At 58.1% G+C, this 21,713-nt stretch carries 18 protein-coding genes and 5 pseudogenes; 9 read left to right on the forward strand and 14 right to left on the reverse strand.

What is annotated here, in order from left to right; translation table 11 throughout:
- Nucleotides 1-54 precede the first annotated feature (54 nt).
- The 4 genes from AC25BC_RS31660 to tnpA form a co-directional block, all read right to left on the reverse strand.
- Nucleotides 55-351 (reverse strand): hypothetical protein, encoded by a 297-nt coding sequence (locus AC25BC_RS31660; RefSeq protein WP_003554972.1) that lies wholly within the window; start codon nucleotides 349-351, stop codon nucleotides 55-57.
- Nucleotides 351-1,973 carry an IS66 family transposase gene (gene tnpC, locus AC25BC_RS31665; protein ID WP_017995947.1) on the reverse strand — a complete coding sequence of 541 codons (1,623 nt, stop codon included), beginning with the start codon at nucleotides 1,971-1,973 and terminating at the stop codon, nucleotides 351-353. The genes AC25BC_RS31660 and tnpC overlap by 1 nt, the downstream gene beginning before the upstream one ends.
- 63 nt (nucleotides 1,974-2,036) lie before the next feature.
- Complete coding sequence (gene tnpB, locus AC25BC_RS31670) at nucleotides 2,037-2,384, reverse strand: IS66 family insertion sequence element accessory protein TnpB (protein WP_128439530.1); 348 nt, start codon at nucleotides 2,382-2,384, stop codon at nucleotides 2,037-2,039.
- Nucleotides 2,381-2,749 carry an IS66-like element accessory protein TnpA gene (gene tnpA / locus AC25BC_RS31675; RefSeq protein WP_128439531.1) on the reverse strand — a complete coding sequence of 123 codons (369 nt, stop codon included), beginning with the start codon at nucleotides 2,747-2,749 and terminating at the stop codon, nucleotides 2,381-2,383. The genes tnpB and tnpA overlap by 4 nt, the downstream gene beginning before the upstream one ends.
- Before the next feature lie 329 nt (nucleotides 2,750-3,078).
- On the opposite strand from tnpA, the gene AC25BC_RS31680 reads away from it, so the two are divergent.
- The 3 genes from AC25BC_RS31680 (at nucleotide 3,079) to AC25BC_RS31690 (ending at nucleotide 5,986) form a co-directional block, all read left to right on the forward strand.
- Nucleotides 3,079-4,344, forward strand: coding sequence for an SMP-30/gluconolactonase/LRE family protein (locus tag AC25BC_RS31680; RefSeq protein WP_003555120.1), 1,266 nt, complete (start codon nucleotides 3,079-3,081; stop codon nucleotides 4,342-4,344).
- Between the two features lie 228 nt (nucleotides 4,345-4,572).
- Nucleotides 4,573-5,463, forward strand: coding sequence for an alpha/beta fold hydrolase (locus tag AC25BC_RS31685; protein WP_128439532.1), 891 nt, complete (start codon nucleotides 4,573-4,575; stop codon nucleotides 5,461-5,463).
- A gap of 163 nt (nucleotides 5,464-5,626) precedes the next feature.
- Nucleotides 5,627-5,986, forward strand: coding sequence for a hypothetical protein (locus tag AC25BC_RS31690; protein WP_245459853.1), 360 nt, complete (start codon nucleotides 5,627-5,629; stop codon nucleotides 5,984-5,986).
- Between the two features lie 71 nt (nucleotides 5,987-6,057).
- Here AC25BC_RS31690 and AC25BC_RS31695 read toward each other — a convergent pair whose 3' ends face one another.
- Entirely contained in the window at nucleotides 6,058-9,375 is a 3,318-nt protein-coding gene (locus AC25BC_RS31695) for a DEAD/DEAH box helicase (protein WP_245459854.1), read from the reverse strand.
- 120 nt (nucleotides 9,376-9,495) lie between these two features.
- Here AC25BC_RS31695 and AC25BC_RS31700 point away from each other — a divergent pair.
- A pseudogene (locus AC25BC_RS31700) lies at nucleotides 9,496-9,903 on the forward strand (transposase); the annotation flags it as partial.
- A 202-nt stretch (nucleotides 9,904-10,105) separates the two neighbouring features.
- Here AC25BC_RS31700 and AC25BC_RS31705 read toward each other — a convergent pair.
- Entirely contained in the window at nucleotides 10,106-10,378 is a 273-nt protein-coding gene (locus tag AC25BC_RS31705; protein WP_003555113.1) for a helix-turn-helix domain-containing protein, read from the reverse strand.
- A 79-nt stretch (nucleotides 10,379-10,457) separates the two neighbouring features.
- Here AC25BC_RS31705 and AC25BC_RS31710 point away from each other — a divergent pair, with 79 nt between their 5' ends.
- Entirely contained in the window at nucleotides 10,458-11,348 is an 891-nt protein-coding gene (locus AC25BC_RS31710) for a LysR family transcriptional regulator (RefSeq protein WP_487778590.1), read from the forward strand.
- 310 nt (nucleotides 11,349-11,658) lie between these two features.
- Here the strand turns inward: AC25BC_RS31710 and AC25BC_RS31715 are convergent.
- From AC25BC_RS31715 to AC25BC_RS31735, 5 genes and pseudogenes are all read right to left on the reverse strand, one after another.
- Nucleotides 11,659-12,040, reverse strand: a pseudogene (locus AC25BC_RS31715) (type II toxin-antitoxin system VapC family toxin).
- Nucleotides 12,037-12,237 carry a type II toxin-antitoxin system VapB family antitoxin gene (locus AC25BC_RS31720; protein ID WP_012760413.1) on the reverse strand — a complete coding sequence of 67 codons (201 nt, stop codon included), beginning with the start codon at nucleotides 12,235-12,237 and terminating at the stop codon, nucleotides 12,037-12,039. The pseudogene AC25BC_RS31715 and the gene AC25BC_RS31720 overlap by 4 nt, the downstream one beginning before the upstream one ends.
- 107 nt (nucleotides 12,238-12,344) lie before the next feature.
- Nucleotides 12,345-12,443, reverse strand: a pseudogene (locus AC25BC_RS31725) (LysR family transcriptional regulator); the annotation flags it as partial.
- 142 nt (nucleotides 12,444-12,585) lie between these two features.
- Complete coding sequence (locus AC25BC_RS31730) at nucleotides 12,586-12,864, reverse strand: HU family DNA-binding protein (protein ID WP_012760412.1); 279 nt, start codon at nucleotides 12,862-12,864, stop codon at nucleotides 12,586-12,588.
- A 497-nt stretch (nucleotides 12,865-13,361) separates the two neighbouring features.
- Nucleotides 13,362-14,642: a DUF3422 domain-containing protein gene (locus tag AC25BC_RS31735; RefSeq protein ID WP_012760411.1), complete on the reverse strand. Its 1,281-nt coding sequence runs from the start codon at nucleotides 14,640-14,642 to the stop codon at nucleotides 13,362-13,364.
- Nucleotides 14,643-15,050: 408 nt separating this feature from the next.
- Here AC25BC_RS31735 and AC25BC_RS31740 point away from each other — a divergent pair.
- The 4 genes and pseudogenes from AC25BC_RS31740 to AC25BC_RS31755 form a co-directional block, all read left to right on the forward strand.
- Nucleotides 15,051-15,584, forward strand: a pseudogene (locus AC25BC_RS31740) (aldehyde dehydrogenase family protein); the annotation flags it as partial.
- Between the two features lie 27 nt (nucleotides 15,585-15,611).
- Nucleotides 15,612-15,803 (forward strand): annotated as a pseudogene (locus tag AC25BC_RS31745) (ISNCY family transposase); the annotation flags it as partial.
- A 1,077-nt stretch (nucleotides 15,804-16,880) separates the two neighbouring features.
- Entirely contained in the window at nucleotides 16,881-17,888 is a 1,008-nt protein-coding gene (locus AC25BC_RS31750) for a zinc-dependent alcohol dehydrogenase (RefSeq protein WP_432431584.1), read from the forward strand.
- Nucleotides 17,889-17,963: 75 nt separating this feature from the next.
- Nucleotides 17,964-18,836 carry a sugar phosphate isomerase/epimerase family protein gene (locus AC25BC_RS31755; RefSeq protein ID WP_012760408.1) on the forward strand — a complete coding sequence of 291 codons (873 nt, stop codon included), beginning with the start codon at nucleotides 17,964-17,966 and terminating at the stop codon, nucleotides 18,834-18,836.
- A 126-nt stretch (nucleotides 18,837-18,962) separates the two neighbouring features.
- On the opposite strand, the gene AC25BC_RS31760 is transcribed toward AC25BC_RS31755, so the two are convergent.
- From AC25BC_RS31760 to AC25BC_RS31770, 3 genes are all read right to left on the reverse strand, one after another.
- Complete coding sequence (locus AC25BC_RS31760; RefSeq protein ID WP_313903140.1) at nucleotides 18,963-19,931, reverse strand: LysR family transcriptional regulator; 969 nt, start codon at nucleotides 19,929-19,931, stop codon at nucleotides 18,963-18,965.
- A 168-nt stretch (nucleotides 19,932-20,099) separates the two neighbouring features.
- Nucleotides 20,100-20,714 carry a DUF1989 domain-containing protein gene (locus AC25BC_RS31765; protein WP_128439536.1) on the reverse strand — a complete coding sequence of 205 codons (615 nt, stop codon included), beginning with the start codon at nucleotides 20,712-20,714 and terminating at the stop codon, nucleotides 20,100-20,102.
- A 114-nt stretch (nucleotides 20,715-20,828) separates the two neighbouring features.
- A complete protein-coding gene (locus tag AC25BC_RS31770) occupies nucleotides 20,829-21,713 on the reverse strand; it encodes a polysaccharide deacetylase family protein (RefSeq protein ID WP_128439537.1) in 885 nt (294 codons plus the stop codon).

Raw genomic sequence — 21,713 nt, forward strand, 5'->3', positions numbered from 1 at the left:
GGACATTGAATTTTAAATTGGCGCCTTTAGATTTTAAATGTAACCGCCCGATTGCTACCGCGGCGATTTTGCTTTGATGCGAGCGACGAGCAGCTCGTCGTCAACAAAGCTGTCGAGGAAGTCGTTCCATTCTTGGGGTGAGCGGCGGGCGTCTTTGAGCATCTGCTCCAATTCGTCCATGCCGTCGTCCGTCAGTGCGGTCACGGATTCGTCGTCTCCGGTGTACACGGAGATGATGCTGCCGTAGCTCAGATTATCATCGTTGGAGACGATTGCCTGAAGAAGTTCCGGGTCCTCTTCGAGAATTTCGGCAACAAATTTGATCGTACGGACGTAGGTGACTGTCGCCATCAGGCTGCCTTTGCGTCGATTGCGGTGATCGTCGACCAGTTCCACGGAAGGAGTTCGTCGAGTCGATTGATCTTGTGATCGTGGATGCGATCGAGCACGTCAGTCAGATAGGCTTGCGGATCAAGACCATTCATCTTTGCCGTCTCGATGATCGTCATGGCGCGTGCCAAGGTCTCCGCTCCCGTATCGGCTCCCGCGAAGAGCCAGTTCCGTCTTCCCACGCCTATCGGCCGCAGTGCCCGCTCGGCGGCATTGTTGTCGATCGCAACGCGACCGTCTTCGAGGAACAGACAGAGCGAAGACCATCGGCTCAATCCGTAGCGGAAAGCTGTCGCCAGATCGCTTTTGCCCGGAATGCGCGTGAGTTGAGCTTCAGCCCAGTGGCGGAATGCATCGACCTTAGGCTTGCTCTGGGTCTGACGCGCGGCAAGCCGGATCTCAGGAGGCTGCCCATTGATGCCACGCTCGATGTCGTAAAGCGCTCCGATGCGATCGAGAGCCTCTCGCGCGATCTCGGACTTGTTTGATGTCCAGATATCGTGGAAGTCTCGTCGCCAATGAGCCCAGCAGGCGGCTTCCTTGAAGCGAGATGTTCCATTCTCTCCAGGCGAGTATAGCTTGCCATATCCTTTGTAGCCGTCAGCCTGAAGGATGCCGCTTGATTGCTTGAGGTGGCGGTGGACGTGCTCTTCTTTCCAGTCAGGAGCAAAATAGTAGACTGCACCGGGCGGGGAAGTCCCCACCCATGGACGTTGATCCCGGACATACGTCCAGATCCTGCCCTTCTTCACACCCTTGCCCAACCCCTTGTCTCGCAGCGAGCGATCCAGCACTCGGATCGGGGTGTCGTCGGCATGAAGGAGGTCACTTGCCATAATCGCCGTTTCGATCCGCTCGATGAGAGGCTGAAGCACCTGCATGGCGCGACCACACCAATCAACCATCGTGCTGTCGGGAATGTCGGCGCCCATGCGGGCGAAGATCTCGTTCAGACGGTACAGTGGCAAATGGTCGTCGAACTTCGAGACCAGAATGTACGCCAAGAGGCCAGCGCCGGCCATGCTGCCCGGTATCGGGCGGCTGGGTGCTGCCACCTGCACCATTTTCTCGCAGCAGCGGCAGGACTTCTTCAGTCGAGAAACTTCGATGACTTTCATCTGCGCGGCGATCATGTCGAGGATTTCGCTGACGTCCTCACCGACAAGACGCAATTCACCTCCGCATTCCGGGCAGCAGGAGCCAGGATCGAGCTCTCGGCGCTCGCGAACCGCCTTGTCCGAGACGCGTGGGCGCCGGCGCATGATCTTTTCAGATGTATCCGCCAAGGGAACAACAGACGCCGCCTCATCAGGTTCATCGATTGGCGCCGTACTGCCTTCAGCGGCGGCGATCAACAGATCCTCAAGCGCTAGTTCCAACTGCTCGATTTCACGCTCAATCTTTTCAGACGACTTGCCGAAGACCTGTTTCTTCAGCTTGGCAATGCGCAGCCGCAGCGTTTGGATTAACTGATCATGCGCTTGCAATGTGGCCGACATCTTCGCGTTTTCCGCCTGCAAAGCGGCAATCATTGCCTTGAGAAAGGCTGGATCGTCCGGAAGATTTGTCGTCGCGCTAGACATGATCCTGACTACCACGAGCCAGGATAAATTTCCATAAAAACCAGTGGTTTCAGTGGGATAAAATCACCCGACACGGGCCGGTGGCGCACCCCAATCAGGACGACGCCAATCGATCCCTTCCCACAACATCGCCAGTTGGGCCGACGTCAGCCGGGCAGTCCCGTCGGATGCAGAAGGCCAAGGAAACCGCCCCTTCTGCAAGATCTTGTAATACAGGCAGAAGCCCTGGCCATCAAAATACAGCAGCTTCAAACGATCGCCACGCTTGCCGCGAAAGGCGAAGACCGCGCCGCCAGTCGGCTTCTGACGCAAAACATCCTGCGCAAGCACGGCAAGGCCTTCTACTCCCTTGCGCATGTCCGTGATCCCGCACGCAAGATACACCCGAACGCCGGTCCCAGGCCCAATCATGCTGCTTCCACTGCCCGGATAACCTGCGTCAGGACGCTGGGGGCCACCGAACTCTCGAAGCGAAGGGTGCGGCCGCAGCTCAATCGTAGCTCAATCATCCCGAAGCAGCTCTCCCTCAATTCAGGGGCATCGTTCTGCACGGCATTCAGATCGACGGGAATGAACAATGCACTCGAAGACACCGAGAGCAGCCCCTTCTTCTTGAGCTCGCTACGCCAGGCGTATATCTGCTGCCGCGTTACATCGTGACGACGAGCAATCTCTGTGATCGTGGCTCCAGAAACCCCAACCGACATGACAATTGCAAGCTTGTCTTCTTCGCGCCACCGCCGTCGACGTTCCTGCCCAAGAATTTCAACGCGCATCGCAATCCTCGCCTAAGACACGTCGCTAACGACGTCGTTAAACACGTGTCTTAGGCCATCAGGGCGCTAGGCGGCAGGCGGTGCCAATCGCGCGGTTACTTTTAAATTAGACGGAATGTGAATTAAGAATGGCCGGATGAAGACCGATCCTACCATGGGTTTCTCGTGTCTGCGTTGATCGTTTGACCGGTAAAACGGCTTCCAAACGCCAGGGATTGATCTGCTGGTCACTCACCGATGGCGGCGCGAACCAGACCGGCCGGGAAGGGTCCCCGTGTGAGGCAATTTGATTGAGCCCGGGTGACCTTTAACCCACACGGAGGCCCAACATGCTCCGGCTCGGCCGCTCGAGGGAAATCAATGAAGCGAAGAGACGGAACCTGAAGGTCAAAACGAAGTTCGGCACCGAAATTCTCCAAAAGGAGCCAATGATGGTACCGAACGCATCCCTTGTTTCGCGCCTCGCCGTTGCAGGCGCGTTCATCTCGCTCGCACAACCTGCAAGCGCTCAAACCTCTGACAAGCTGACGAACAAAGCCAAGGAACTGGTTGCCTCGATTACCGGCCAGACCGACGAGCGCCTGCAGAAGGTCGCAACCTTCGACCATCAACCAACCGGCGTTACCGTGTCCGAAGATGGTCGAATTTTTGTGAACTTTCCACGCTGGTCGGAAGATGTGCCCGTGTCCGTCGCCGAGGTCATGACCGACGGTTCAATCAAACCCTATCCCAACAATGAGTGGAACGCTTGGCGCAATGCCAAGATGTCGGAGATCTCGCCGAAAGATCACTTCGTCACGGTACAGAGTGTCGTTGCGGATCAGAAGAGCTCCCTCTGGGTCGTCGACCCAGCTGCACCCAACAGCGAAAAGACAGTCAAGGACGGGCCGAAACTGGTCCAGGTCGACCTCAAAACCAATGCCGTCAAGAAGGTCTATCCCTTTTCGCCAGACGTCGCTGGACCCGCAAGCTATCTCAACGACGTGCGAATCGCCCCCGACCGCGCCTTTGCCTATTTCACGGACTCTGGCATTCCGGGCGGCCTGGTCGTGCTGGATCTTCGCTCGGGCAGGGCTTGGCGGGTGTTGAGCGGTGATCCATCAACGCAGGCCGAAAAGGATGTTATCGTCGAAACCGACGGCAAACCATTACGCCGTCCGGACGGCCGCCAGCCGCAGTTCAACGCCGACAGTATTGCGCTTACGCCTGACGGCAAGACCCTCTATTGGAAGGCATTGACCGGCAAGACCATGTATCGGCTGCCGACCGATGCCTTGCAGAAGGCGGAAACGGATCCCAATGCGGTTCGGCCCGAGAAGGTCGCCGAGACCGAGCCGACGGATGGCCTTTGGATCGACCAGCAGAACCGCATCTACCTCAGCACGATGGCGAACAATGGCATCAAAATCCTTGGCGCTGATGGAACGGTGACGCCATTGCTCGAAGACAGCCGATTACGCTGGCCGGACACATTCGCCCAAGGACCCGATGGCACAATGTACGTGACCGCATCGCATATTCAGGACTCGCCTTGGTTCAATCAGGCTTGGACCGACAAAACCTTTACTCTCTTCAGATTCGCTCCGCCGAATTGAAAGGCACGTACCTGCTCACGCAAAACACGTTACCGCTTCAACGTGATCCACACTTAAAATAACCGCGCTAAATTTGCCGGCTTTAGCGTAAGCGGAAAGTGGCCCAATCTTGCTGAAATCCAACAGAAGCTGACCAGAGCGGGTCGGGACGCCTGTGACGACGTCGCGACGTCAAGAGGTTCTGGCGCTGAAAGCGAGGGAAATTTGTTCAAGTTGCAGGAAACTCTCGTGAAACGCGTTTCCGCAGGCGTGCTCAACGTTGGCTATTACGAGACAGGGCCTGCGGATGGCATGCCGACCATTCTTCTTCATGGCTTTCCATACGATGCTCATACCTATGACGAGGTGGTGACTAATCTTGCCGGCGCTGGCCACCGCTGCATCGTGCCATTTTTGCGTGGCTACGGTCCAACCCGGTTCTTATCGTCGGAAACGCGGCGCTCAGGCGAGCAGGCGGCACTAGGCGCGGATTTGCTGGCGTTGTTGGACAGCCTCGGTATCGAAAGAGCTATCCTCGGAGGCTATGACTGGGGTGGTAGAGCCGGCTGCATCGTCGCTGCGCTATGGCCTGAAAGAGTAGTCGGCCTTGTGAGCGCCGGTACGGGCTACAACATCCAGGACATCGCTGGCGCCGCCGAGCCGGGACCGCCTGATCAGGAGGCACGTGACTGGTATCAATACTACTTTCACACAGAGCGTGGCCGCAAAGGCCTGGACGAGAACCGGGGCGAGATCAGTCGTTTTCTATGGAAGACCTGGTCACCATCCTGGTCCTTCGATGACGCCACATTCAAGAGAAGCGCGGCCGCTTTCGACAATCCTGACTTCATCGATGTCGTAATCCATTCCTATCGGCATCGTTATGGCGTCATTGGAGGCGATCCAGCTTATGCAGAAATCGAAGAGAGATTGGCACGCAAACCCGATATTGCCGCTCCGACCATCGTAATTTTGGGCGCGGACGATGGCGTCGACCCTCCTCAATCGAATGACGAGGAGGCCAGAAAGTTCATCGGGTTCTACCACCGTCGCATACTGCAGGGTGTCGGGCACAACGTGCCGCAGGAAGCGCCGACCAGTTTCGCGGATGCTATCCGGGAACTGCGCGAGCGGGATTGAGCGGCGTTTGGCCTTGCGATGTGATTGCTCGACCAAGCTTCTACCTCACCAAACGATTTGGCACACTCGGCCGGCCTTATCAATGCAGCTGTGCGATGAGGCGGTTACACGACCGCCTGTCCAAAAGCGATCACCTGCCATTCGCTGTTGGCAGAAATCATTTGTGGGTAGCGGCGAAGACTGGATTGGGTCATCGCCCATCGTCAATATCTTCCCTTCCCTGGCATCGGCTACATTCGTGCTGCAGGCCGGGCTCGTTCTCCTGGGGTCGAATATCGCAACCGCGCCGCCCAATAGAGCCGGACGAAACGCGCCCCCGAGCCTTGCCAGGCCAGTGAACGAACCGGCGCGGCGCGCCTATCCGAACCTTCAGGTCATCGATGAGACGGGACTGATCGTCGCGCCGTTTCCGCAGGCGGCGCTGTTTCTTGCCGGAAAGGCCCTAACGCCGTATAGCCGGGCCGGTGGCTCGGCCGGGTGCCTGACTGATTTCTTCGTCGGCGCGCATGCTGCGGTTCATTAGGTTTTGCTACCAACGCGAGAGGTTGGTCGACACCGGTCATACTTCCCAACTGTCGTTGCGATCTCAGCGGCTCATTGATTTCGGAATTTCGGCCGGTTCGCCGCCGGGACGACCCGCTCGAAGAAAAGCAGTTGCTCCTCGCCAGTCATATTTGAGGCTTCAAATATCAGCCTGTCTACCCGCCGAACCGCCCCAGCCTTCTTAGTCAAAGCTGCAATGACCTTGGCCGGTGTCTTTGGTGTCAGCGTCATCGCAAGGGCTTTTGGCCCCGCCTCGAGTTTGGCGATGCCAAGCCGTCCCGCTGCAAGCTGCAGTCGGGTTGTCCGCAAAAGCAGGAGTACATCCTGCGGCAGTTCGCCAAACCTGTCCTCGAACTCCTCTTCGAGGTCGTCCATCTCGCTCAGTGTGGATGCCCTCAAAAGCTTGGCGTAGAGATTGAGCCTCACCGCCGGATCCGACACATAGTCCGACGGTATAGTGCCCGCCACACCGAGGTTCACGATGGCACGCAGCGGAGTACCCGCTGGTTGTTTGCGCAATCTCGCGACGGCACCTGCAAGCAGCTTCTGGTACAGGCCGATGCCAATAACCTTCATGTGCCCGGCCTGGTCCTCGCCAGCAATGTCGCCCCCGCCGCGCAAGTCGAGATCTCGAAGGCTGATTGAAAGGCCGGCGCCCAGGCGGTCGTTCTCGACGAGGGTCGAAAGCCGCAAGCGCGTTTCATCGGAGAGCTCGGCGTTTTCTGTCAGAAGAGTGGCGATGCCCTGAGCTCCGCCGCGCCCGACACGCCCGCGCAACTGATGGAGCTGTGCCAGCCCGAACCGGTCAGCCTGCCATACGAACATGGTATTGGCGCGCGGCACGTCGAGGCCGTTTTCGATGATGTTGGTGGCGAGAAGGACGTCGCCGTCGCCTTCCGCAAAGCCAACGATTGCTTCATCGATGGCCGCCGCCGGCATGTCGCCATGCGCGACCTTGACGGAAAGTTCCGGAACGATCTTTCGCAGTATCGTCTTGACGACGTCTATGTCCTCGATACGAGGCACTACAACAAAGCTCTGTCCTCCGCGGCGCTTTTCGCGCATAAGGCCGGTCCGCATTGACGCGTGGTCGAATACCGAAAGCGAGGTACGGACCGGCCGGCGTCTAAGGGGCGGGGTGGTCAAGAGGCTCACTTCGTGCACGCCCACCATCGCCGACTGCAAGGTCCGGGGGATCGGCGTCGCCGACATGGCGAGCGTATGAAGAGACGGTACGAGAGTGTTCATCGCCCGTTTTTCTTTCAACCCGAAACGGTGTTCCTCGTCGACGATTACCAACGCAAGATGGGCAAAGCGGACGTCTTTCGCAAGGATCGCCTGAGTCGTGACAATGACGCCAATCTCGCCAACGGCCAGTGCCGCCTTCACCTTTTTCGCCTCCCTCGGCTTGAGCAGGCGAGACAACATGCCGACCGAGACGCCGGTCCCTGCGAAGCGACGCGTAAACGTGGCAAAGTGCTGACGGGTCAGCACGGTGGTCGGGGCAATAACGACCACTTGCCCGCCGGCAAGTGCTACTGCTGCTGCAGCACGTAGTGCGATTTCGGTCTTGCCAAAGCCAACGTCTCCGCAGACAAGGCGATTCATCGCGCGTCCAGTCGCGAGATCGGAGAGGACTGATCTGATGGCTTCGGCCTGATCATGAGTTTCGGTAAATGGAAAACGCCGCGTGAAGGCGGAAAATCCGGCACGGGGCGGAACGAATGCCTCTGCCCGCGATGCCTGCCTGTGCTTGGCGAGCTTTATGAGATGACGCGCAGTCGACTGGATGTCCGCTGCGATCTTTTCACGCTTGTTCTGCCAAGCATCGGTGTGAAGGCGGTCGAGTGTGACGGCCTCGGGTTCGGAGCCATAGCGCCACAGCTTTCCAAATTCCTCCATCGGCACGAGCACCGAATCCCCATCGCGGTATTCAAGGCGAGCGGCGTCGCGACAAACGTTCTCGACGGCTATGCTTTCCAGGTCTCTCAGAACCCCAACGCCATGGTCTTCGTGAACAACGACATCGCCGATCCGAAGCTCCGGCTCGACCAGAAGTGTACTGCAATTGGAAGCCGTGCTTATTCCATCGGCTGCGGCGACGACCGCTATCCTTTCTGTCACGTCGATAAACCCCTGGTCCAACTCACAGGCCAGTTTAAGAACAGTTCCGGGCTCGGCCTTCAGGACCGCCTCCCAGGTATCGATGGACTGGGGCGCCGTCCCGGTTGCTTGTCCCAGACGCCGACAAAGGGCTTCCGAGCCGTTGCCTTTCCCGGAAATGACGACCTTCAGCCCATGTCGCAGGCAGTCCTGCATCCAATTAATCAAGGCTGTGCGAGGGTAGGTGTCGGATGCCTCTGTAGGTAGGTCACCGCCTTCTTCGAGATCCAGTTCGCGTGCCGACACGCTGCTGGCCTGCCGCTCCCATTCGGCGCGGTCGAGGTAGAGCGAACGAGAGGAGGGGGCCTCCACCTCGCCGAAATCCTTGCGGGACTGGCGAGCGTCGTCGACGATCTCAAGATAGCGCTCCACCTGGTCGGTCGCACCCGGAGCGAGAACTACGGTGGCGTCGCCCAAGAAATCGAATACGGTTGGCATGTCTTGATATAGGCGCAGAAGCAAGCGCATCACGGTATCCGAAGTCGGAACAAATTCTTCTGTAATGCCTTCGGTCAGAATAGCTTCGGATGCCGGACCGAATATCACCTTATCGAGATAACTCTCTGTCCGCTGAGACACACGGTCAAAGCCTCTCAATTCCAGAACGCTATCGTCCTTTGAAAGGACGATACGCAGAGGTCCTGGTGCGCCAGCAGGGTAGATGTCAATCACGCCTTCCCGAACTGCGAGCTCGCCGGGATCGTCCGCAACGCCTTCCTCCACATAGCCGGTCCGTTGGATGAAGTCTGAGAATGCGTCGCGATCGAACGCTTTTCCGACGACGAGTTCGAGACGGCTGTTTGCGATGACGGTCGCTGGCGGAATCCGTTGAAGCGTTGCATCGAGCGAGGTCAGAAACAATCGCGGCGCGTCGCTGGGCATGCTCCAGATCCGTAATGCGTCCATCCGCAAACCCATACAGCGCTGCGAAGGCGGCACGCGGTCATAGGGCAGGCAGTCCCAAGGCGGCAAAAAAATAATCTCGATGTCGGGGAAAAGGGCGCTGACGGCGTCAGCAATTTTGGTAGCCGCGCCTTCGCTCAATGCGACATAGCACAGCGATCGTTCCGAACGTCGTAGCGAGGCAACCAGCCTCGTTGCTACCAAGCCGGGCGGCGGCTTAAAACCTTGCATTTTTTGGGCTGCGGGAGGAGATGCGGATGCCTTTTCATCTCTATACTCAACGATGCTCACAGGAACTGCCATTCTCTCGTCAGTGATATTACCAACGTGTAAGAACGGGGTCTTAATCAGCTTGTTCCACTCAGACAGAGGCAGCCTATCAATCCGAAGGCATCCTCAGCGGTTTCGCCCAGTGCCCTCACGCTGAAATTCTTCGGGCTGAAGGTCGGCGAGGTCTCGGGCGGCAAGTTCGAGGAGAGGATACGCGAACTCGTCGAGGCGGACCCCGATCTGGCGGAAATCATGGAGCCCTTCCTCGCTGGTCGACGCAAGCTGCGCGAAGAGTTCGCCAAACCGGACAAGAAGGTTCTCCAGGAGGCAAAGCATGATGAAGTTTGCAAGCGCCTGATGACGGTGCCAGGGGTCGGGCCGGTTGTCTCCCTCGCCTATGTCTCGACGATCGATATTCCCAGCCGGTTTCGCAATTCGCGGGCGGTGGGAGCCGTACTGGGCCTCACCCCCGTGCTCAACCAGTCCGGCGAAAGCAAGCGGGTCGGTCACGTCTCCCTATGCGGGGATGCCATGATGCGAAAGCTCTTCCGTTCCAAGGCATGCCGACTTTTCGATACCTATCAAGGCGGCCAAGCCTAAAGTGTCCATACCGAAGACGTAAGCATCAGATCGTAACTAATACAAGGTAACAATCTCGCGCCAGACTCACGCCGGTCCGCACATCATTTTCCGAGCAAACGCCTCTTTCGAGCTTCGTCGAGACTCCATATTCGAGTACGTTGGCGAAAAAACGCTCCACCTTTCACCTGCCGGTTTCCTTTTGTTTTCTGCCTGAGCGGAGAGGCTTTGGCTTTGGCGCGCGTGGATCAATTTCTGCGAACAAGGCTGAAACGTTCACCGAAAGAACCCGCGCAAACGCCTCGAGCGTAGCGACGGTGACATTTTCCATGCCTCTCTCGACCCGTCCGACATATGAGCGATCGATCTCGGCCTCGAGAGCCAGTCTTTCCTGAGAAAGACCTTTGGCCACACGAAGTCGTCTGAGATTCCAGCCGATGGTTTGTCGAACGTCCATCCCATAACAAACGCATATTCACGGCTTGACAATCGACGGACTGACAGTCCCAAATTAAAGCTGCAAGGAGGACGCTCCCATGGAACTACGCCAGCTCTCCTACTTCGTCGCGGTGGCCGAGGAACTGCACTTCGGCCGGGCGGCCGCCAAGGTGCGCATCGCCCAGCCGGCGCTTTCCAATCACGTGCAGGCGCTGGAGCGGGAACTCGGCTGCGCGCTGTTCATCCGCTCGACCAGACGGGTGGAACTGACCAGGGCAGGGGAGATCTTCCACGAGCGCTGCGTCGGGATCCTCAGCGAAGTCGATGTGTCCGCCGAGATCACCAGGGCGGTGGCCGGCAAGACGATAAGGCAGATCAGGATCGGCACCGTCTATCCCGCCACCACCGGCGTGCTGCCGGCGTTTCTGGCAAAGATCGCCCGCAAGTACCCGGATATCCGCATCCATATATCAAGCGGCAATACCGGCGACATCATCCGCGGCCTGGAAAACGGCCAGATCAATCTCGGCTTCATCCGGCCGGTGGAAAACATCGGCTCCTTGCGCTTCTCCTCGATCGCCCATGAGCGGTACCTGCTGGCGGTGGCGAGGAGCAACCCACTGGCGGAGCAGGCGGAGATTGCCATCGACGATCTGCGCTCGGAGAAGATCATCGCCTTCAATCGCAAGAACCTCTCCTACACCGAGCGGTACTTCAACGAGAAGTTCGAGGAATACGATCTGACCCGCAACATCGCCTATAGCTGCGATGATACCTATTCGCTGGTGTCGCTGGTTTCTGCCGGGCTTGGCATCGGCTTTGCGCCGGAATGGACCGAGGGCCTGCCGAACCGGGACTTCGAACTGAAGGCTGTCAGAGGCATCGACTTCAGGATCGGGCTCGGTGTTGCGTGGAGCAAGGACGACCCAACCGCCTCGCGCGATGACATCGTCGATATCGCGAGGTCACTGGCGCGGCCGGGCAGGTGAGGCGAGGGGTATCGCGGGTACCGCCCAAAGCGGAACGGCTTGCCGGGGGCAGTCGGTCCCGGGTTCCGCTCGTTCCCGAGCGGCGCTCCGCCAACCCTCCTGCGGCTGCCCTTTTAACCGGTCAAGCCGTGCGCGAACGGGCGCCGGCGCGGACGCGCCCTCGCCTGGTATGCTCATTGTTTGGAGGAGCGTCCTTGCCGTGGCAGGCAGGGCGTCGACACGAGAATTCGACCGGCCAGGAGCAGCGCATGTCGATCGCTGCCATCGCTAAAACACCGGCTCTCGACGAAGGCAGGATCGGCCTGAGCACTCAATGGGATCTGTCGACCGGTATGTGCAGGAAAGCTCCCGCCTTTTCGGCGGCTGCTCGCAAGTGCTTGTCTCTTGTCCACAGCGTTGCTCGCTGCTCCAGGAGGATCGACGCCAACAAGTGGGCATCCGTGTAGCCAATACCCATGCTGAAAATGCCATGTCGATCGATCATTGTCATGACTTCGTCATGCGTGGCGACGATTGCTTTGCGCTGGGCCGCAAGAAAAGCTAGGACGCTGCGGCGATTCCGCAGGCTGCCAAGAGCCATTTCGCCGATGACGCTCGGGTGCAAAGTAGTCGTCATCTTCGATCACGCAGCGCAGCTCGGCATTCATATGGCGGAAGTGATCAATCCAAATCGAGGTGTCCGCGAGTATCACTTAGACGCCGGGCTCCGGCGGCGCGGAGCTGCCTCGGCGTCGGGCATGGTTCCTCCCAGCGCAATGAGGCGTTTTCCCGATTCCACGCGAACAAGTGTCTCCAACGCTTGGCGGATAAGCGCTGCGGTCTCCTTGGTGCCGGTCAAGGACCTTGCTTTGTCCAAGAGTGTGTCGTCGAGATTGATCGTTGATCGCATCATCCGCCTCCGTGACAGAGCACACAAAGTGGCACCATTTGATGATAAAATCTATGCATGGGAGCAGCCAAGGCGCGCGTCGGCCGTTCGCAGAAGGATGACGTCCTTGCCCTGGTCAATTCCAGTGGTCTCGTCGAGCCGAGGGACAGTGGACAGCCTACATCCCGCGTCAGCGCCTGCACGTGATTGGAACGCGCCGGCTGGGCGTCTGCGCCGTGGTAGCATCCGGTCCTGTTTCAAGGGCGGCGGGAAGCAACTCAATGAGCAGATGCGCTGAGGGCTGCTTTTGCCGTTGCCAGCGAGCTTGGCGCACCGGATCGACCGGCACGCCAGGCTCAAAGGTTCGTTTCACTTATTCAGCGCATCTTTTAAAGCCTTGGCCGGCGTAAACGCCAGCTTCTTGGCCGCGGCGACCTTGATGGTCGCGCCAGTTGCCGGATTGCGCGCCTCGCGCTCCGGCGTTGCTTTCACTTTGAACTTCCCAAATCCTGGCAGCGAGGTTTCGTTACCGTCCATCGCAGCTTGAGTGATCGAGGCAATCACGGCCTCGACGATCGCCTTGCCCTGTGCCTTCGTCAGGCTGTGGTCGCCTGCAATCTTGTCTGCGATTTCATTCGTGGTGGTCATTGTGCTTCTCCGCATCATTGTTCCTGCGGAATCCCTGACAGCGGATTGAGCATCTGTCATTGAGGCACTGCGGCATCGTGTGTTGAATTGCCCGGATTTCCACAGTTTCCGAACGTCGCCAGCCTAGCCCGCCTTATCCGTGCCGCTTCCAGGAAAGGAAGCGCAGCTTCCGTCCACCGCGGACACCTGTTCCTTCTCTGCGCCCGCTTTCCAATTCTGCCCGCGCAACTCTTAGCATCGCAGGAATGAGCGCGTTGATCGAATTCGTCTCGAAGCAAAACGTCTGGCGGCCTATACTATTGCCGATCTCGGAAATCAGCAGTCGCCTTGGCTTTGACGAAGCGACTAATTTGTAAAATTCTTTCGGCGAGAGACAGGTTCAACTCCGCGCATACTTCGCTGAGAGGCTATCCGAAACGCCGGATCTTTGACCTGTCGGACGCGTTGCATCGAGGCCGCAGGTGTCCATGCTGCCACACTGTCGGGCTGCGCTACGTCTAGCTCTCTGCCTTTAAGGCATGCTTGACGCGGAGGATGGTAATCACAACAGATCCTACAACCACCGGAACAGCGACGAGCATGATCATCGGATCGAAATGGAATCCTGCGTGGTCTGCTGTCTCAAATATAAATTTCAGCAAGCTCAGCAAGTAGTAGCTAATCGCGATCATCGAAAAGCCTTCGACCGCGCGCTGGATCTTGACCTGCGTCGCGGCCCGATCAGCCATCGCCTGGATCTGTGTAGAGTTCTGGAACTCAATCTCGACCTGGATTCGGGTTTGTAGCAGGTCGAGCAGGTGCATCGCAGCCCTTGATAGGTGCTCAAGCCTCAACGCGGTTGCTTCGCAGGTACGCACCGCAGGCTTGAACCGGCGCTCCACGAAGGTTCCGAAACGTTGAAAGCCGGGGACATGGGTTTCCCGTAAAAGCGCGATCCTTTCTTCAACGATTTTGGCATAGGCAGCGGTTGCGCCAAACCTGTTTCTGGTCTCCGCGGTGGCTGAAATGATATGCGAGGAGAGAACAGTAATTTCCTCGAGCAATTGTTTGTGCTGATGTGCAGGCGTACTCAAGTTTCGATTGGTCAGCCGAACGAGCTCCGCGTCATATCCGCCCAGAAGCGGGGCAAGACGACGCGCCTCCGGCAATCCGAGCAGCGCCATTGACCTATAGGTTTCGATCTCAAAGATCCGCCGTACCATGCGCCCCAGCCGATGTGCATTCAGGTCCTTGTTGAACAGGATGATCCTGCTTGAATTGTCCCCTCGAACGCGAAAATCGGAGCAAACTTGCGCCGCCCCGCCGCCGATTGATGACGCGGCGGTGTCGCCGAAGTCGAGGGATTTTAGAACCGTTCCCAGCTGGTCCGGAGGGTTTCCGAGGACAAGGATACTCACGTGGCAAACGAGGAGAGGAGAGCTCAACCCTGCTAGCCGCGCAAAATCACCTTCACAAAGGTCAGTTTCCGGCCAATCCTCGGGCTCGCTGGCCAATTTTCGGACCCGCGTGACAGTCACGAACTCAGTGTGCCGTTCCACTCTGACGGAAATTCCACCATCAGCTTGGAGACTATCGTGGAACTCCTTGATCACGCCATCCGACGGCATGAAAGCAAAGTGTTCGACGATCGCCGGACCGGTGAAATAAATCGACGGTCGAGCGTGAAGCTCCGAGTTGAAGTCTGCGGGCTTCTGTTCAAAAGCAGCTGGACGAGACACCTGTGGTGCGGAAGCAGACCCCGTTGGGAAGAATGCTTCCTCTGCGCCCTTTGAATTCATGTCTGTCTTCCCCATTGCCGAAAGCACACCAATCGGCAAGCCTATATGAAGCCAATGCAGTCAACTTGAAAAGCCCTGCGTGAGTGCAAATGATTTGGCGCCCTCGTCGAGGTGCGAGCTGTAGCGGTCGACTTGTGCGGCAAGCCAGGGGCGTTGCTTTCCTGTTAACAGGACTAGACACTCGGTCGGCTGACGCCGAGCGTGCCCCCATGCACACCTCCGAGCTTTTGAACGGACATACGGGAGGTAAGGCCGATAACACCTTCGTCAGGTCCGACGAACCGTTTCCTTGTTAACACGCGTCTTAAGCAACCATTCAGACGACATGCATTGTCATCTTCTAGTCTTTCCAGGCATCCTGCTCGGGCAGCTCAAAATGGCCGCAACATTGTGACGCGAGGTGAAGTTATGCTGACCGAACGCGAGGATCAGTTTTACATTGGTGGGAAATGGCAGGAATCTGGGGACGCAAACCGTCTGCCTGTTGTGAATCCCGCGTCGGAACGTGTTGTCGGGCATATTGCTGCGGGCGGTGCTGATCACGTCGATCTCGCGGTTGCTGCTGCGCGCGACGCGTTCCCAGCCTTTTCTCAAACAACGGTGGCTGAACGGCTCGGTCTGCTCGGCAGGATGCATTCTCTCCTGAAAGAAAGAGCAGAGACGTTCGCGGAGGCGCTTGTTATGGAAATGGGGGCGGCGATCAGCTTCGCGCGGGCTTCCCAGGTTCCTTTTGCTTCCGCGCACATCCGTGTCCAGATGGAAACTCTCGAGAAGTATCGCTTCGTAACGATTGATGGGCGTACCGCGACCGCCAAGGAGGCGATCGGGGTTTGTGCGCTGATCACCCCCTGGAACTGGCCACTTTACCAGATCACTGCGAAAGTCGCTCCCGCGATTGCGGCAGGCTGTACCGTCGTCCTCAAGCCCAGTGAACTATCACCTTAAAGAGGCGCCGGGCTGTTGCCGTTACAGCCGCGCAGCAAAAGCGGCCCTCGTCGCACTGGACAGACAGATCATATGTTTGGCATTCGCGACGGCAGCACGAGCCACGGATATCAGAAGCGCGGGCGCAAGCCGGGTAAAAGGAAGGATTTCATGAGCGATCCGGACTTGATTGCTAAGCGACAGAAAGCTCTGGCTCGTATGGAGGCTGCAGAATGAATGGTGGCGAGCATATCTCAAAGCTAAAGCCGAAGGCATCTCATCAGCCCCCGCTCCTCCCTAGCAACCCGGCCTAGCCGGTCGGATCGGGGGCTGATCCGAGGAACAAGTGTCGCGTTTCTAATTGGCTGGAACCGTCGCGGCTCTAACCAGCTTTGACAAGTCGAAATAGTGGGTCCGGCGTTCTGATCCTTTCAAGAGCACTAACGGGCGGGGCCTCGGCTCAGTCGCACCGATTTACAACGATTGCTTCGAGTCTTTCTCGCAACACCTGAGCGGGAACTGTAATCTTGGACAGATTTGGCTGGATTAGAGTGATTCAGTTACGGTATCCGTCGGACTGCGAAGCGATTTGCGCGAGCGGGACAGCGAGAGAAGGCACGTCCGCATCTCCTAAAGCAGGACCTTGATGAACGCGGATATGATAGTCGCCTGGGCGGTGGAAAATGGATTCCATGCGATGGATTCCGGGAATTATCGTCGCCATGACAATGCGGGCGTGATCACGATCGAGATAAAGAGGATGCCTCTCGCACTGTCCTCCAGCTCCTGAACCGGATGAGGCTGGACTTTGCCGTTTGTAGAGCGCCCCATTCTAACATTTTGGTGCCGACGCTTGGGAGCCTTTCAAGCGATCATCGCGCGATTGTGGATGCCATCCCACGCCTGCCATTCGCGCATGGTGAAAAAGGTTAGGCGCTTGTGGTAATCCCCGTTGACGATCTCACCAATCGCGCACCTTATCACGCTTTGATAGCGCAACGATACCGGAGCCAGTTCTTGATTGGACAGCCAGCTCCGATTACGAGTCCGATGGCGACTTGCAATAAAAAGGTAGCGATGTCACCAAATGAACCAGCAAAAGCCTAGAGCAACGCTACGAACCGTTGCCCAGCACCTACTTCGGCTTTCTGTTTGCGGCGGTCGTGATCTCCAGCCTGCCGCTGCTCGTCCTCTACCTTCTGTTCAGAAAGCACCTTCAGGCCGGGTTCTCCATGGGCGCGGTCAAGGGCCAGGCTCAGCCCGTGTCGTCACTAATTTGCAAAAGCAGGAGTAACGAACATTCTTTGTGTAGAAATCCTTGGACCGCGTCAGGCGCAGGTCTCCCAACGGCCGGAACCGCAAGCCTCCGGTGATATAGTCAAGATCCAGGTCCTGATCGCGCCCATGTGCACGGAATGGCAATCTTGGCGTTCTGGCAAGCTTTCGTGTGAGCTCGGTCATGAGGCGGTCGGCGTTGTTGTCGATGCCGCACAATCAAAGCGCCTGAAGGTCGGCGACCGCGTCATCGTCATGCCGCATGCCGGCTGTGGCGTCTGCCCGGCTTGCCGCTCGGGGGAACATATCCACTGCGCCTCGCAGCGCGATCTTTTGGACGAGACGGGTTCATCGTCCGGCATCGGCTGTTACGCCGAATTCCTGTTGAAGCCGGATTACCTGTTGCAACTTGTCCCTGACGACATCGAGACGCATCACGCCGCAATGGCGATTTGTGCCCTCGGTCCGAGCTTCACGGCGATGCACCGCATGCACGTAACCGCACAGGATACCATGCTGATTTCCGGCTGCGGCGCCGTCGGCCTTGGGGCGATCATCAATGCGCGAACAATTGGCGCGCGCGTCATCGCGCTCGAATTGAACCCATATCGCGCTGCACTGGCGCAGGAGTTGGGAGCAGAGCTGGTCATCGACCCCCGTGCGCCGGACCTTATCGAGCAGGTGCGGGCCGCAAGCGGCGGTTATGGCGTGGATGGGGCCCTCGACACCAGTAACAATGAGGGCGCTCCCGCAGTGGTCCTGGAGTTGCTGCGGGCGCGGGGGAGGCTTGCCTTCGTCACCTGGAGCGGTTCGCTACCGGTCAACCGCATCACGGGCAAGGGCATCGACATCTTTGGCGCTTGGCACTGGAACCATGACGTCTTCGCCGAAGAGTTGTTGCAGCGCGTGCGCGATGCCAGGCCGCTTCTCGACAGATTGACCACGCATCGTTTCGCCATGTCGGAGGTCGCGTCTGCCTTTGCTCTTCAGGAAACCGGCAATTGCGGAAAGGTGCTGCTCTATCCGGGCAAAATTCCTCAGGCTTGAAGGCCTCAGAGACAAGATGCGGCCGGGGACGCGTTGGCCGCCGCCCGCCAACAGAATCAATTTGGGAGACTATTCATGACGTTCAGACTCGGTGGCTATGGGATCGAATATGGGGGTGATCCCGAAGCCTATGCACGCGCACATGTGGAATTCGGGTACAACGCGGCCTACATGCCGACCATCAAGCTCGAGAACCGCCAAGAAATCGCCGATCTGGTGAAAAGCTTCGCCGCCGCCGATCTCGTCATTGCCGAGGGAGGTGCCTGGAAAAACCTCATTGCCCATGATGATGTGACGCGGAAAGCCAATCTCGAATATGCCGTGCATCAACTGGCTCTGGCGGACGAACTGGGAGCAGGCGCCATCGTCGCCTACCACGGAACCGTTGGCCATCCCGATGACCGGTGGCAGCTGAGCGACAATTACGACTATGGCCCGCATCCAGACAATCAAAGCGAGGCTGGATTCCAGCGCGCGGTCGATACGGCCCGCTATGTCATCGATATGGTGAAGCCCAAGCGCACCAAGTTCTCGTTGGAGATGGTGCCGTGGCTGGTGACCGATACCCCGGAAAACTATCTCAAATTGTTAAAGGCGATCGACCGGCCGCAGTTCGGAGCCCATATTGATGCGGCAAATATGGTCATCTCGCCGCGGCTCTATTTCAATACAGGAAAGATGATCCAAGATTGTTTCGCCCTTCTTGGACCCTGGATCGTTTCGTGCCACGCGAAGGATCTGGTGATGAAAGGCGGACCTGGAACGATCTCTTTCCATTTGGATGAAGTCGTGCCCGGCGAAGGTAATCTCGACTACAAGGCTTATGTCACCGAGATTGCCAAACTCGGGCGCGAAGTTCCGCTCATGCTCGAGCATTTCGATGTGCCCGGCTATCGGCGTGGCCTCGCGCACATCAAGACGGTCGCACGCAGCGCAGGGGTTGTTTAAGAGCGGTGACCAGCTACGAAACTCTTGTGACGATTGGACGGGCCGTGCGCCCCAGGCGCGTCACCGTTCGTTTATACTCCCGAACGCATCGAGCAGGCACGCTGAACGAGCCGCAGGCGAAACCTTTCAGGTGGAAGGGGTGTTCATCGGATGCGGAATGCCGCGAGCAAATGTCACGGCTTCCTCCTTCAGCCAGTCGGCAAACCGGACCGCGCTTTTCTTCTTGCCAAATGACGGGCCCTCGATCAGGCGATAGGCATAGCCGGGCAGAATGGGTCCCTCAATTCTGCGCAACGTTCCGTCGCGCAGTTTCTCATCGACGAGTACATTGCTCGTCAGCAATGGACCCAGGCCACGTTCGGCGGCGTGGAGCGCAAGTGTCTCTTCGCTGAACCAGGATATCTTGAAATCGCCGTCAAGCTCGTGGGGCGTCTCCGCCAGCCACGTTGACCACGTCGGGCAAAGGAATGCGGGGTTCTTCCACTTGTAGGCAAGCAGGGGTCGCTTGCGGTAGTCGTCGATCACGGGCTGCCGCTCGGAGTTCGATATCGATGAGGCGGCCACAGCCAGATAGACGTCCCGCAGAAGTATCATGGGCTTCGCCGCGAGATCGACCGGCCCGTACCGTATGGCGAGATCGATGCTTTCCGCCCGGAGGTCGACCACGTTTTCCGAGGCGTGGACGTTCACGATTACATCGGGAAAAGAGGAATGAAACCGGTCGAGCCTCGGCATGAGCCAGCGCTCGGCAAAAACCTTCGTCATCGAGACGGCGACGACATCGGCTTCTTTTTCTCCGGAAACCTGAGCAAAGGCTTCGGCCAACTGATCAAAGCCGTCACGCAATCTCGGATAAAACGCAGCGCCCGCCTCGGTTAGGACGACAGCCCTTCCCGAGCGTTCGAAGAGCTTCTTGTCGATCAATTCTTCCAGTTGCCGGATCTGGTGGCTCACGGCCGTGACCGTGACGAAGAGTTCCTTCGCCGCTGCGGTGAAGCTGCCGTGTCTTGCGGCAGCTTCGAAGGCCCTCAACGAATTCAGCGGGGGAAGTTTTCGCATTCCAGCTCCTCGACGTATGGATCGGCGGGTCTTCATAACACGGCTGCATCTCTTGGAAGGGCGATAGAACTATTCCATCCTTGTTGGAGCCGTTGAAGCCTTGATGCCGGCCGGACGCAACGTCCTGGGCGGTCCTGCTATCTGATATCGATACCCGCATCCATGGAAAGACAAAACCCGCCTGTCCGGCGGAGCGCGCCGTCTTCATCCGATTTTGAAATGCGCCTCGGTCGGGTCCATGTTGTTTACGGGTACCATGTCCTGGGGGCAGGCGGAGAAGACGATGATGAGATCCATCTCCGCCCTGAGGGCGATGTACTCGCCCGGCTTGCTGGCCGGAGGCTGGAATGAAAGGGCACCGTCGGCTTCGACCGGAACGTTCATGAACAAGTTGAGAGGGCTCGGGGTTCCCCCGGCCTTGAGCTGGATTGCCGCAAGCGCATTGTGGAGATTGTCGGTGCAATTGTCATGATAGCCGTGTGCACCGAGTTGTTCGTATCGGTGAATATCGCAGGCTGCCATCAACGTATCGTGGATACCGGGGGTCGTATCCTCGACGATGGTGAGAATTGGTTGGCGCCTGTTCGTCTTGAATACATTCCCGGCTTTCGGAAACAAGGTGAGCGTCGACGCCCGGCTGTGCTCCATCGACATGAATTCGGTCAGGTCGGTTGCGTTATAGGCCCACGTATCGACAACCTGGGATCCATGGGTGTTGATGACGGTGACCACGCGACCGGCGGCGACATGTGCGGCGATCCCTTTTCGGGCGGGAATCCGATACACCGAATTCGAATCCAGCTCTGTCTGCTTGTTCATTCCTCGAGACCTTCCGTCGTATCGTTGCGGATCAATTGAAGCAGAGTGGCTTAGCGAATTCCAATAATAATAACGGCATTCACTATAGCCAAAACCTATAATGAAATGAACCGGTCACAGGGCGACCGGTTTGGCGTAATAGGGCAGATCGTCGGTCCGCGCCCGATAGCGGCCGGCCTTTTCCAGCTCATCGACATAGGAAACAATTTCCTCCAGCGGAGCGAACCAGACATTTTTCGTGGAAAGGATGTGTTCGAGCCAGCGCTCGACAACGCGCCATCGGGCCAGACGCCCCGTCAGGAACGGGTGCCAGATGCCCATCCAGAATCCACCAGCCTCGTATTGCGCATCGAACTCCTCGAAGGAGGCCGCGAGACCTTCCGTCGGCGACTTTACGGGCATCATGTAGCCGATCTCCGCGAAATGCGCGAAGGGAGGCCAATCGTCCGAGCCCCAGTGCGGCGGCACCTCGAAAAGCGCGCCTCCCGCGGTTTTCATTCTGTAGGGAATGTCGTCCGCCATCAGGGATGAATCGTAGGTGAAGCCGTGTTCGATCAGGAGGTCGATCGTCGACTGAGTCGCGTTGTAGATGGGCGCTCTGTATCCCCGCGGTCTGCGTCCCGTCATCCTGACATGCACGTCGAGCGCCTTTTCGAACCAGTGGCGCTGTTCCTGCGGCGAAATCTCGCTCGGGTCCTCGTGGATGTATCCGTGATGGCCGATCTCGTGACCGCCCGCCAAGATGGCATCAACGATGTCGGGATACTGGTTCATCGTCCAGGCCGGGATGAAGAAGGACTGCTTCAGACCAAGGCGCCTGTAGGTCTCCAGAATGCGCGGGACAGCAACCTGATCGTACCTGCCCATGGTGATCGGGTACAAACGGTCGAAACTGTCTTTTGGTTTCGCGATATGGATGAGACTGTCCGCGTCGATGTCGAAGGAGATCGAGCAGGCGCATCGTGCTCCGTTTGGCCAGGGGATCGGGTTCTGGATCAT

The organism is Rhizobium sp. WSM409, assembly GCF_057653825.1.